This window comes from Mesorhizobium sp. USDA 3734, assembly GCF_056279665.1.
Genome location: NZ_JBWCCW010000001.1, coordinates 4,424,324 through 4,436,600 on the forward strand (window position 1 = coordinate 4,424,324; position 12,277 = coordinate 4,436,600).

General features: G+C 61.1%; 13 protein-coding genes. 4 read left to right on the plus strand and 9 right to left on the minus strand.

The window, feature by feature from the left end; genetic code table 11:
- Window positions 1-13: 13 nt before the first annotated feature.
- The 6 genes from ACZ89F_RS21540 to ACZ89F_RS21565 all read right to left on the minus strand — a co-directional run bounded on the left by ACZ89F_RS21540 (window position 14) and on the right by ACZ89F_RS21565 (window position 6,196).
- Window positions 14-811: an iron-sulfur cluster assembly protein gene (locus ACZ89F_RS21540; RefSeq protein ID WP_476094021.1), complete on the minus strand. Its 798-nt coding sequence runs from the start codon at window positions 809-811 to the stop codon at window positions 14-16.
- A 5-nt stretch (window positions 812-816) separates the two neighbouring features.
- A complete protein-coding gene (locus ACZ89F_RS21545) occupies window positions 817-1,839 on the minus strand; it encodes an amidohydrolase family protein (protein WP_476094022.1) in 1,023 nt (340 codons plus the stop codon).
- A gap of 73 nt (window positions 1,840-1,912) precedes the next feature.
- Window positions 1,913-2,284, minus strand: a complete 372-nt coding sequence (locus ACZ89F_RS21550) for an MmoB/DmpM family protein (protein ID WP_027045792.1) — start codon at window positions 2,282-2,284, stop codon at window positions 1,913-1,915.
- 16 nt (window positions 2,285-2,300) lie between these two features.
- Entirely contained in the window at window positions 2,301-3,359 is a 1,059-nt protein-coding gene (locus tag ACZ89F_RS21555; protein WP_476094023.1) for an aromatic/alkene monooxygenase hydroxylase subunit beta, read from the minus strand.
- Window positions 3,360-3,406: 47 nt separating this feature from the next.
- Window positions 3,407-4,468, minus strand: coding sequence for an NADH:ubiquinone reductase (Na(+)-transporting) subunit F (locus ACZ89F_RS21560; RefSeq protein ID WP_136619345.1), 1,062 nt, complete (start codon window positions 4,466-4,468; stop codon window positions 3,407-3,409).
- 54 nt (window positions 4,469-4,522) lie between these two features.
- A complete protein-coding gene (locus ACZ89F_RS21565) occupies window positions 4,523-6,196 on the minus strand; it encodes an aromatic/alkene/methane monooxygenase hydroxylase/oxygenase subunit alpha (protein WP_206077143.1) in 1,674 nt (557 codons plus the stop codon).
- A gap of 556 nt (window positions 6,197-6,752) precedes the next feature.
- Here ACZ89F_RS21565 and ACZ89F_RS21570 point away from each other — a divergent pair.
- The 4 genes from ACZ89F_RS21570 to ACZ89F_RS21585 are packed head-to-tail and all read left to right on the plus strand — an operon-like array spanning window position 6,753 to window position 8,893.
- Window positions 6,753-7,226 (plus strand): hypothetical protein, encoded by a 474-nt coding sequence (locus ACZ89F_RS21570; RefSeq protein ID WP_476094025.1) that lies wholly within the window; start codon window positions 6,753-6,755, stop codon window positions 7,224-7,226.
- The gene (locus ACZ89F_RS21575) at window positions 7,223-7,546 is read left to right on the plus strand and encodes a hypothetical protein (protein WP_476094026.1); all 324 of its coding nucleotides are present in this window, start codon (window positions 7,223-7,225) and stop codon (window positions 7,544-7,546) included. The genes ACZ89F_RS21570 and ACZ89F_RS21575 overlap by 4 nt, the downstream gene beginning before the upstream one ends.
- Before the next feature lie 13 nt (window positions 7,547-7,559).
- Window positions 7,560-8,687, plus strand: coding sequence for a WD40 repeat domain-containing protein (locus ACZ89F_RS21580; protein ID WP_476094028.1), 1,128 nt, complete (start codon window positions 7,560-7,562; stop codon window positions 8,685-8,687).
- Window positions 8,688-8,719: 32 nt separating this feature from the next.
- Complete coding sequence (locus ACZ89F_RS21585; protein ID WP_167458684.1) at window positions 8,720-8,893, plus strand: hypothetical protein; 174 nt, start codon at window positions 8,720-8,722, stop codon at window positions 8,891-8,893.
- Between the two features lie 61 nt (window positions 8,894-8,954).
- Here ACZ89F_RS21585 and fghA read toward each other — a convergent pair whose 3' ends face one another.
- The 3 genes from fghA to ACZ89F_RS21600 all read right to left on the minus strand — a co-directional run bounded on the left by fghA (window position 8,955) and on the right by ACZ89F_RS21600 (window position 12,276).
- Window positions 8,955-9,818 carry an S-formylglutathione hydrolase gene (gene fghA / locus ACZ89F_RS21590; protein ID WP_476094030.1) on the minus strand — a complete coding sequence of 288 codons (864 nt, stop codon included), beginning with the start codon at window positions 9,816-9,818 and terminating at the stop codon, window positions 8,955-8,957.
- A 303-nt stretch (window positions 9,819-10,121) separates the two neighbouring features.
- Complete coding sequence (gene lhgO, locus ACZ89F_RS21595) at window positions 10,122-11,318, minus strand: L-2-hydroxyglutarate oxidase (protein ID WP_476094031.1); 1,197 nt, start codon at window positions 11,316-11,318, stop codon at window positions 10,122-10,124.
- 136 nt (window positions 11,319-11,454) lie between these two features.
- Window positions 11,455-12,276: a carbohydrate ABC transporter permease gene (locus ACZ89F_RS21600; protein ID WP_476094033.1), complete on the minus strand. Its 822-nt coding sequence runs from the start codon at window positions 12,274-12,276 to the stop codon at window positions 11,455-11,457.
- Window position 12,277: the final 1 nt, after the last annotated feature.

Consider the following 12,277-nt stretch of genomic DNA (forward strand, 5'->3'; position numbering starts at 1 on the left):
TGTCGGCTCTGCTTCAGGCGTTCGGTGCGGGCCCGGCCGGCACGCGATCCAGAATGAAATCGACCAGCGTTGGTTCGCCGTCGACCACATCCAGTTCCTTGTATCTGGTCTGCTTGAGCCCCCGGCACAGCGCGCCGTTGAACTCCATGTTGATGCGCACACCACGCAGCTCGGCGAGATGGGCACTGAGTGCGGCCGGCGGGATTTTTTGCCCTTCCCATGTCACGAACACAGGATCATCCGCCCGGCGACCGGGAAACCGTTCGAGCATGGCCGCCCGGTACCTCGGCTGCTGTTTGGCCGCCTCGCCCGGTTCGAACCGCGCGACGTCGTATGCCGGCAGGTCCATGCCGAGGATTTCGCGATCGGTCAGGCCGTGCGCCTTGAGGCCGCGCAGGACCGCCTCCTGGCGCCGCTTGAATGCCTTCATCGCGAAGGTTTCACGCAGCGCGCCGAGATCCTGATCCTCGGCAAGCACGGCGAAGATGTCGCCGAAGCTCTTGCCTTCTGCCATGCCGCGATTGACCTCTTCGGCGAACATGTGGTCGTGCAGCTTGACGCGATAGGCAGGCTTCCAGGAGAGCTGGTCGAGTGCCTTGCGGACGCCGTCCAGCATCAGGAACGCGAAGTTGGGCGAGCACCAGTAGGTCGGCAGGCGGAAGTCGATCTCCACACTGCCATCGCCAGTCACCGCGGCCCGCTCGACGAAGCCCATCTCGGTGACGGGTTCGTCGAGTTCCGGGTCGTTGACCTCACCAAGGCGCCGCCAGAGTTCCTTCTGGCAGTCGCCGGAAATGCTGGCGGTTGCCATGGCTCCTACTCCGCCGCAATGCTGAAGGGCGAGCTGGCAAGCGCCTTCTTCTTGGCTTCGATGTCGATGTTGTAGAGACGCGCGGCGTTGAGGCCGAGGATCTTCTCCTTGATCTCGTCGGTTAGCTGCACACCCCGCTCAGTGGCGATATCCTGCGGGATCTGGTAGGCCCAGAATTTCTCGACCAGCCAGCGCGGCGTCCAGATCGCATAGTCGGAGCCGAACAGGATCTTCTCCGGCCCGAGCCAGAACAGCAGTTCGGCGATGACCTCGCCGAAATAACGCGGACGCGCGTGGATGAAGGGCAGTGCCACCGCCAAGCCGCCATAGACATTGGTTTCCTGCGTCGCGATCCAGCAGAAATCGTCGAGACGCGGCAGGCCGCAATGCTCGATGATCCAGTTGAGGCCCTGGAAATCCGTCGCTGCGTGATCAACGTCATGGACGTCGAACGCATCCTTTGAGAGCGGCAGGATGGTCGGGCCCTTGTGAACATGGATGTTCCTGATGCCGAGCTTGTCGCAGAGTTCGAAGCATTTGTAGGCATCGGGATCGGTGAGCTTCCAGCCCTTGGAAGCGCCGTTCCATTCGGCCGTGTACATCTTCACGCCCTTGACGTCGTAGGTCTCCTTGAGGAAGTGGATGTACTCAAGCGCCTTCTCGCCGTCGCGCGGATCGAAGGCGCCGTTGACGATGAACCGCTCCGGATACCGCTTGGCCACCTCGGCGTTGCGCTCGATCGTGTTGAAGCCGTTCTTGTAGAAGTCCTTGAGATAGGTCGACTGGACGATCGCCACATCATCGGGCCCGTCGATGAACAGGTCGCGATAGAGGTCGTCGGCACTGTATTTCTCGAACTTGCTCTTCTCCCACAGCTGGTCCTTCGGGCTCAAGCCCGTGTGATAGGCATAGAAGCACTCGATGAACTGCTTGCCGTGGATGTTCTTCTGGTTTTCCGGGCTGCCGTCCCAGAAATGGGTGTGGCCGTCGACCACGAAAATGTCCTTGCCTTCCGGTGTTCTGTACATGGTTGCCTCCGCAGCAATCGCGTTGATCGGTTCGGCGCGCCGCACCCGGCGGCGCACCGGATTTTCGTGGCGCCTATTCGATGTATTCGAACATCTCGTCCATGTTGCCGAACAGGATCACGGTGTTGTCGTCGACGCGAACCATGCGGCCGTAATGGGTGGAGGTGTTGACCTCGAAGGTCTCGGCCGAAATCTCGCGGCCGAGATACTCGCCGATCGCGTCCATCTTGAAGATCAGCTTGCCGTCACCGTCGATACGGATCAGTGCCGGCTGGTAGGTGATGGTCACCCCCGGCTTCTGGCCCATGAATTCGGCGATGGCCCTGGCCTCGACCGAGTCGTTCATGGTGACGCCGCACTGATGCGAAATCGTCTGCTCGAAGGTGATGTCCTTCATCGCCTTGAAGATGTTGGAATGTGTTGCGTCGCGTGCTGATAGTGACATGACGATTTCTCCTGTTTCAGCGCTTGAGGCCGAGTTCGCCGAGGATCTGGCCAATCCGCTCTTCGGATTTGGCGCGAACGTCAGTGAAAGCGACCGGCTTGGAATGCGGCATCGACCAGATCGGCTGCAGGCCGGCGGCTGCCTTGTCGGCGAGCGCGCCGTGTTTCTTGACCCAGCCCTGGAAGAGCTTCTTGTTGGCGGGGCCATGCTTCTCGTCATTGGCGAGGAGATGCATGAGGTCGATCGTGTTGGCGAGGTTGCGCTCATAGTCGGCCTCGGCCGCCGAGATCACCGCCGGGGTGATGAAGTCATGGTTGGCGGCGGCGATCTGCATCAGGAACCCGGAGCGGAACACTTCGCCCACCAGCGGCTCGAAGACGATGTTGATGGCGAAATACTGCTCGAGATAGTCGGTCGCGCCCATGATGGTCTCGACCGCCTCGCGCGTGCCTTGCCAGTTCTTGTCCTCGAGCCAGGCTTTCTTGCCGAGCTCGTCGTCCCAGTCGGGCAGGTCCATGCCGATCTCGGCAAGGTAGAGGGTGATGTCCTGGGCAAGCCTGAGCTTGTAGGACGAGTTGGTCAGCGTCGCGTTGTTGATCATCTGGGTGTAGCCGTAACGTTGCGCCTGCATCAGCGACGTGCCGAGCCCGAATTCCGCGTGTTTCCAGGCGCCGAGCTGCGTCTGCAGGATCTTTACCCAGGCCTTGTCGAAGGTCTTCGGGGTGCCCGACTTGCGCGCGTTGTTGATGACGCTCTGCACCATCGTCTCGATCTTCGACTGGCGCTGGTAGTGCGTACGCTCCCACTCCTGGTCGGGGGCGCGGAAGGCATGCCAGTTGGAGCTCTGCGCGGCGGTGTTCTGCTTGACATAAGCGCCCTTGCCGTCGGCGAAGGAGATGATCCAGTCCTGGATCAGATAGCGTTCCGGGTCCGGCTGGACGTCGACCGTCATGTCCTCGTAGTGAGTGGCGCGCTGGCCTTTCGGGTCGAAATACCGGTATTTCCGGCTGTCGGAGTCGGCGAAGATTGCCGCGCCGGCGGCTCCTGATCCGACTGAACTCGAGGTTGCAGGCATAGTCTCTCTCCCTTGTTGCAGTTGTGGTTGGCTGTGCGTGGCCGCCCTCAATGGGCCGGCGTTGCACCTGCCGATGTGGTGAACTTGTCGAAGAAGATCCGCTCCGTTTCGAAGCCATTCATGAACAGGACCGGCTGCAGCGCATCGATCATCGGCGGCGGGCCACAGGCATGGACATCGCCCTGCCCGTCGACCGCCAGTTGCTTGAGCACGGCGTCGACACTCTGGTGCACGAAGCCACGTTCGCCTTGCCATTCGGCGTCGTCATTGGCGTGCGACAGCACGGGAATGAAGGTGACGTCGGAATGATTGCCGACCAGCTCGGCGATCCTGTCGAGATAGAACAGGTCGTTGCGGGTACGGGCGCCGTAGAAGAAATAGACCGGACGTTTCTCGCCGCTCTTCAGGTGATCGTTGAGGATCGACCAGATCGGCGACATGCCTGAGCCGGCGCCGACCAGGATCAAGGGTCCTTGCCGTTCGTCGCGGCGGAAGCAGGTTCCATAGGGTCCGACGACGGTGACTTCGGCTCCGGCCTTGATTCCTCCGGAATCGAGTTCTCCCGAGAACTTTCCCTCAGGGTATTTTTTGATGATGAAGGAGAGTTTTTCGGTTTGGTCCGGCGTATTTGCCATGGAGAACGAGCGCGTAATCGTCTCCCCTTTTTGCGTGGTAACCGTGATGTCGACATATTGCCCCGCCCAGAACTTCATTGGGGAGCCGAGTTCGATCTCGATGCCGCGAATGTCGTGGGTCAGCTGCTCGATGCGAGCAATCCGGCCTTTGTACGTCTTCACGGCGATCGCTTTCGCCAAAATCTCCTCGTCATAGTTGAGAAGCTCGACTTCCAGGTCGGAGAAGGCGATGCAGCGGCACAACAGGACGTGCCCGCTCTCCTTCTCCATGTCGTTCAGCGCGAAGGTCGAGTATTTCAGCATGTCGACTTCGCCTTCGAGCAACACGCTTTTGCAGGCCGAGCATTGCCCTTCCTTACAGCCGTGCGGCAGGGCGATGCCCTGGCGGAACGCGGCGTTGAGCACCGTTTCGCCATGCTCGACGTCGAATTCGACGCCGACCGGGCTGAGCCTGACCGTGTGGGTTTCCGACATACGGACCTCCAGTGAAAGGAAGGGGCGGGACGAACCCGCCCCCCTTTGGCCTGATCAGTTGCAGGGGTTGATGGTGAAGCCCTTGGCGTACTCCGCCAGATGCTTCTCGCGGTCCGCGGGCGACATGGCACGCAGCGCATTGAGCGGCGATCCGAGCGTGTTGCCGCGCACGTCGTCGAGCGTCCACATCTCCTTGTCGTCGAAGCGCAGATGCGGCTGTGGAACCAGCGTCTTGCCGTCGGAACGGACGAAGTTCAGGTCCTTGATCGCATCGGCCAGATCCCAGCCGTCATAGAGCGTTTCCCACTCGCGCTTGCCGCTGAAGCGGCCCATCGCGGGTGTCGGCCGGCCCTGATACTCGTCGGCGAAGGCGACCGTTGCGGTCCACTTGTCGAGTTCGTGGGCGAAGGTATGGAGCTGGCCGTCGATCTCGCCGACCACCATGTCCTCGCGGATCAGGCAGGGAACGAGGCAGGACCAGCAGCGGTGCGGGTAGACGTAGCCGACGTCGCTGTTGAACAGCAGTACCTTCTCGCCCTTGTGGCTGAGCTTGGCATACCATTTCCAGAAATCGCCGAACTCGGCATACCAGCCTGGATATTTGTGCTCGAACCACTCGAAGTCCTTGTCGGTCTGGGCTTCGATGCGCCAGAAATTGACCGGCCAGCCAACCGCGAAGAACTGCCCGACCTTGTGGACGTAGTTCTTCTTGGTGATGCGCTCCCAGGCCGCCTGGACGTCGTCGTGATGGACCTTGATGCCGTATTTTTCGAGCGGCAGCATGTAGGTGCGATAGTAGTCCTCATAGATCCAGCGGTGCCACATTTCCGCGTAGGACTCCTTGTTCTTGTCGCGGTTGGTGGTGCCGTATTCGATGAAGGTGCCGATGGCAGCATCGACGATGGCGTGGTTCTGCCAGAAGGCGTAGCGCAGGTCACGCTCGAGCAAGAGGTGGTTTTCCGGCTCTTTGAGCGCCGCCATGAGCAGCGAGTGGCCATTGCCGATATGCCGGCTCTCGTCGGACTGCACCGACAGGAACACCGTCGGCAGCGCGTAGTCGCCGTTGCGGGCGGCCTCCGAAGGCATGGCGACGAACAGCGTGTTGGTGAAGGCGGTCTCGGCCACAACGGTCAGGTACATGCAGGCGGCGGTCATCGTGTCGCCGGTGATGAAGCCTTCGGCGAACTGCCGGCCGATGGTCGTGGCGTAGCATTTTCCGAAGGCTTCCTCGGTAATGTCGAAGCCGGCCGGATCGATGTAGTTCTCCATGTACCATTTCTTCAAATTCATCTGGATCGTCGAGTGACGAAACTCGTCGATCATCTGCATCGTGAAGCCGGTTCTGAGTTCCTCACCGGGCGCGATGCGGGCGACCATCGCCATCGAGCGGGCAGCCGAGATTTCCGGGAAAGGGATGATGGCCAGGAAGAGCTTCATCCACTCGACCCAACGCGGCTCGACGTTGCGGAACATGTCGCCGCGCAGCGCCGCATCGAGCGCACCGTAGACGCGGTTGTCCTTTTCTTCCTGCATCGGGAAATACGACCGCAGAACCTGCTTCATCGGGTCACGCGGCGTCTTGTTGATCTTGTAGTCGGTCGGAAACGTCATCGCTTCCTGGACGTAGGAAGGATTCCAGCCCAGATCGGCAATCTTCTTAGTTGCCTCGCCGACGGAGATTCCGCGCTGCGAGGTAATCTTGTTGAGCGTCAGAGACGTCATGGTCATAAGCCTCCACCAGGTTTGAGCCGCAGGTCCCTTGACCCCGGCATGAAGCGGCACACAGCACCGCAGTGAGAGTGCGAGCGGCACGACAAAGGGTTGCGCATCAAGGCGCGACTCATGGTCCGGCCGTTCAAGTGGATCGCGGCAAAGGTTTCGAGGTGTTTTGGCAGAGACCCGCGGCGCCAACCGCATGTGCGATGGGCGTATCGAAGCGGTCTCTGCTTCCTCCGTTCCTTCGTTCTTTTGGCACCGCGTCAAAAGCGCGATGGGCTTCTTGTATGAATGTACAAAGCAAGCGCCGTGCCAATTTGAAAATAGCGCCCACGGCTGGGGCTCAAAACAAAATCGCTGCTCTTGCAACACATGAGCATACGGCCAACTGTAACGTTCTTTTACAGTCGTAACGTGCGCTTGTAATATTTATCGTCTATTCGCAACTGCAATATGTTTAGTTAGCATTCGCAGCAAACACGAAAACAAATATCATCTATTCAATTCTACGTCTTTCTCTACTATTTGAAGGCCCGCCCATGGGCGGGCCTCCCGCTGGAGAGAGACAATGCCGAGCGATAGAGACAGTCGGGGACCGCCCGAGCCAATGTCCAGCCAGGCCGACGGTGTCACCGGCGATCTTGTCAGGCTGATGCCCCGCGATCTGGTCTTTGTCATGCGCTTCATGGGCGAGAGCCAACATCGCCTGCAAAGCCACTTCCAGGACTTCATCCGGGCCGAGCTTGCCGCCGGCGGCGTCACCACGGAAACGCATCCGATGATCCATCTGTTCATCGAAAACCACGCGATCCTGTTGCGGGACTTCGTGTTTTCCGGCGTTTCGCTGACGCGCCAGTTCCGCGTCGACGAGATCGAGCGCCTCACCGGCGACACGACATCGATGATCCGCGTCGACATCTGGGATCAGCTCAAGAGCCACATCGAGACGGCCGAAAAACAGTTCCAGTCGCAGGCCGGCACGTTGCCAAAATTGCTGTCGGCCTTCGAAAAACCACCCGGGCCTTGGGGGAGCAAAAAATGACAGGAGGATCCGATATCGCCAGGCGTGACGCGCTGCTCGCCCGCCGGCTCGACCTGGTCGCCAGCGTCTCCGCGCTCACCGCCGAGGCGCTGCGGCTCAATCAGAAGCGCGCCGGCATCGAGATGGATGTGCTGCGCCTGGAGCTGGAAATCGGCAGAAGCGGCGCCAGCGAGCAACTGGTGCGGGACTTGCATGAGGCAGAGCAGAGTGCAGCGGCGGTTCTGCAGGCATGCACGGCGTGCGAGGACCGCATCATAGCTGCGGAAGGCGATGTCGAGGACGTTGATCGCCGGCTTGCGGCGACGGCCAACAAGGACTGACGGGAGAGACGGCATGAATCAGCAGACAATGCAGAACCTGACCTTGTTCGACCTTCTGGCGCGGAGCTGGCGTCGCCCGTCGGCAATCGCCGATCTGCGCTTCAGCACCGACGGTTCGGCTGTTGCCTTCACCTGTGTGGATGGAACCATCGCCATTGCCACGGTCGCGGATCACGAGCCGCCTGAAACGCGTATCAGGGTGAGCAACGATCTCGGGCAGACGACGATCCGCCCAAGGGAAAAGCCACCCGTTCCGCTGATCGCAACGGCGGCATTCGGAGATGGCGATGTCCCGCTCGCCGCCTATGCGCATTCCGGCTTTCTGGTCGGCACCGCCGGCGGTGAAGTGCTGCATCTGGCCGCCGACGGTGAAGCAGCGGATCCCTTGGTCCGGATCGACGGACCGATCGTCGCCATCGACCACAGCGCCAGGACGGACATGACAGCCATAAGCAACGGGCATGATGTCTTCCTGTCACGCGGCCAAGGCGGGGCAGTGCAACTGAAACAGACCGTGACATCATCCATGGACGCCCTTGCCTTCTCACCTGGCGGGCGTCGCCTCGCCTGCGGCTTGGATGAGGGACTATCGATCTGGTCTGTCGAAGACGACGCCGTCTTGATACGCGATGTCTCTTTTCCAGCGCGCCCGGTGTCGATCCGCTGGAGCGGCGACGGCACCTGGCTGGCCTGCGGGCTCGAAACCGGAGGCCTTGCCCTGGTCAGCATGGCCGACGGCCGCGCTGACATCGTCACGGGATTTCCATCGCCGGTGCGGACCGTGTGCTGGAGCGAGCCGGCGAATGTGTTGTTTGCCCCGGGCGCCTTTCGGATTGCCGGCTGGTCGATGACCGCGCCGCCGGTTGGCGGCGAAACCTCCGGCGCGCTGGAGACGGGTCGTGCCGGGCTGGTGCTGGTCGAAACGGTGGCGGCGCATCCGCAGAAGAAACTCATTGCGGCGGGTTACGCCAACGGCCGGATCACCATCGCCCAGATCGGCGCCCGCGACGAACTCCTCGTCAGGCCTTTGGGCAGCGCGGTCACCGCGCTTGCCTGGTCCGGCGACGGACGGCATCTGGCGGTGGGCGCCGTCGACGGCACTGCCGCGATCGTCACCTTTCCAGCTCAGATGTTCAAATAACGGACACAGTCCGGATGAAACAGGAGGATAGAATGCAGACCGAACTCACCGCAGAGGACGAGAGCAAGGACGAATTCTTCGAACGGTTGGCCAAACTGTCGGAAGAGATGGTGGCCAGGCACGGCAAGGATTTCAGCATGGGCGCATTGGTGCTCGCCGCCCGCTGGATCGCCGAAAACCGCGTCGGCAAGCTGAAGACGAACTGAACCAACGAGATTGTCCATCTTCGGGCAACGGGGGCGAATGAGCAGCGCGGCGCGACCGGCGCTATGCGCCGGCTGTTGCATCAGACAATCTTTTGGCGTGCCATCTCAGATGGTCGTCCATGAAACTGGAAATGAAGAAATACGAGTGGTCGTAACCGTCCTGCATTCGCAGTGTCAGCGGAATGCCGGCCTTGGCGCAGGCCGCTTCCAGAAGCCAGGGCCTCAGCCCATCATTCAGAAATCCGTCCGACGTTCCCTGATCGATGAGAAACCCCGGAAAACGGTGTCCATCCTCGATGAGTGAGGTGGCGTCGTAGCTCCGCCATGAGGCCTCGTCCTTGCCGAGATATTTTTCGAAGGCCGGCCTCGACCAGCCGGCGGTGGCCGGCTGCACGATCGGCGCAAACGCCGAACAGCTTTTGAAGCGTTCCGGGTTTTTCAGCGCAATCGTCAGCGCCCCATGGCCACCCATCGAATGGCCAAAGATCGCCTGACGCCTCATGTCGGTCGGAAACTCCTGCGCGATCAGGGCCGGCAGTTCCTTGGTGATGTAAGAGTACATGCGATAGTTCTTCGCGTAAGGCTCCTGCGTCGCATCGACGTAGAAGCCGGCGCCACTGCCAAACTGCCAATTGTCCTTCTCGTCAGGAATATCGGTGCCGCGCGGACTGGTGTCGGGACAGACGACGACCAGGCCAAGCTCCGAGGCCATCCGCCTGTACTCGCCCTTGTCCACCACATTGGCATGGGTGCAGGTGAGGCCGGAGAGGTACCACACCACGGGACAAGGCGTTTCACGGGCCTGCGGCGGCACGAAAACGGCAAAATTCATGTCGCAGGCGCAGGCCTCCGAAGCATGGGAATAGACGCCCTGCACGCCGCCATGCGACTTGGCAGCGGAGATAACCTTCATCTGTTCTGACATGTGCTTTTTCTCCGCCAATTTCAAACGCCAACCACGGGTGGGTGTCTACGCCATCGGTTGGGATCGCGGCAACCCTGGTGGTCGACCGGCGGCGCGACAGCCAACGCTCACTTTGCTGGCGTCGGACGCACTCGAATTGACCTGGCGTCCCGGCGTCTGGCCATTACAATTTGGAACGCCCCGAAGCCGGAAAAGTGCTGATGCTAACCACCGTCACTTTTCGCTCGGCGGAGTGCAAGACGAAAGTGCGTCCCGATTGGACCGGTAGTGCGACAGAGCAGGACGACTTCCAACTGTCGAGCCTTAGCGCATGTGTTGGATACACTTGGACGCAATCATCCGACCAATGGGAATGGCCGAAGTCGCCGCCGGTGACGGAGCGTTTCCAACGTGCAGGGTGCGCGGCGTCTGCGTGAACAGGAAATCGTGCACGGCCTCGCCAGATGCCGTAACCGCTTGGGCACGGATGCCGGCCGGGTAAGGCGTCAGGTCCGCGAGTTCAAGCGTCGGACAGTATTTCCTGCACTCTTCCAGATAGCCACGCTTCGAAAGCGAATTGGCGAGCTCGTGCGCCGCATGGCGCCGATGCCGCATCACAAGCTTCCAGAATCCCGGAAAACCTATCATGTCGGCCGCGTCGCGGGCGTTGATGGAGAATTTCGGATAGCCCTCCCGGGACAGGCCGAGCACCGCATTGGGACCGAGCGTCACCGATCCATCGATCATGCGCGTGAGATGGATTCCGAGGAACGGCAGGTCGGGGTCCGGCACCGGATAGATGAGATGGCTGACAATCCGGTTGAGCCTTGGCGGCAGGCGGAAATATTCGCCCCGAAACGGCACGATCCGGTAGGAAATATCCGCGCCTGCCATGCGCGCCAGCCGATCGGACTGGAGCCCGGCGCAGCAGACGAGTTGTCGCGCCTGCCAGCTCACGCCCTTGGAGCCGATCTCGACGACAGAGCCGGTCTCCTTGATCCGGGTCACCGTTTCGCCGAAATGGATGGTCGCGCCGGCGGCCTGCAGAAGCGACAGCATTTTCCGGCAGATGTCCCGGTAGTCGACGATCGCCGTCTCCGGGCTGAGCAAGGCGCCGATGCCGGCAATTTGCGGCTCCAGTTCCCTTAGCTCGGATTCTCCCACCCGCCGCAAATTGAGTCCGTTCGAAATTGCCCGCTCATGGAGCGCGTCGGCGCGGGTCATCTCAAGCGCGTTGGTCGCGACGATCAGCTTGCCGCAGGTGTCGTAGCGGATCGCATGCTCGTCGCAGAACTCCTTGGTCGCGCGTGCCCCCTCGATGCAAAGCCGCGCTTTGAGACTGCCCGGCACATAGTAGATGCCGGCGTGGATGACGCCGCTGTTGTGCCCCGTCTGATGCTTGCCGACCGTATCCTCCTTCTCGAGCAGAAGCAGGCTGGCCCGCGGGCGAAGCGCCAGCAATTCCCTGGCCGTCGCAAGTCCGACGATGCCGCCGCCGATCACGCAGAAGTCGTAGGTCAATCAAACCTCCCGTTCGATTCAGCTTCCCTCGGGCCGCGGTCCAAGAGATTGGTGACGATCAGCAGCCCTTCCGCCAGCCGCACGGCGGTCGCATCGCATACTCCACGGGATCTCCACATCACAACCTGTCACCGAATTAGCCTTTGACCGCTCCAGCGGTCATGGATCCCGATATCTGCCGATACATCACAAGACCCAGCAATGCCGGCGGCAAGGCGCCCAGCATCATGACCGCGGAAGCGGTTCCCCATTGTACGCCACCGCCGCTCGCAGCGAAAAAGAAGGACGCGCCGACCGTCATCGGGACGGCACGACTGGTTGTCAGCATGAGGCCGAAGAGGAATTCGTTCCAGGCGGTGATGAAGCCGAAGATGAAGGTCGTGACGAGCGCCGGGCGGATCACCGGCCGGACGATCATCATCATCACCTGCAAGGAACTTGCGCCATCGACTTTCGCCGCCTCGTCGAGTTCGGCCGGCACATCGGAAATCGCGTTCACCAGGATGACGAGTGCAAGCGGCGCGTTGACGATCGTCAGGATGAGCCCGAGCCCGATCCGCGTATCGAGCAGACCCAGCCACTGGTACATCATGTAAAGCGGGATCGCGAAGATGATCAGCGGCACGGCGCGAAGGTTGATGACGATCGGCAGGACCAAGCGCTTTCCCGATTCGCTGCGCGCGATCGCATAGGCGGCCGGGAACGCGAGCACGATCGCAAGGCCGGTTCCGATCAACGCTGCCACGGTGCTGTTGAGCAGATAGGCATAGATGTTGAAGCGGCTGGTCTGCGTCAGGACCTCCAGATAGTTGTCGAGCGTCGGCTGGCTGATCCACAAACCCGGGTTCGTCGAAAGCTCGCGCTGGCTTTTGAGCGATGTGATCAACGTCACGACAATGGGGAAATTCATCGCCAGCACGGCGATGGCGAAAACGATCCAGCGCAGTGCCTTCACCATC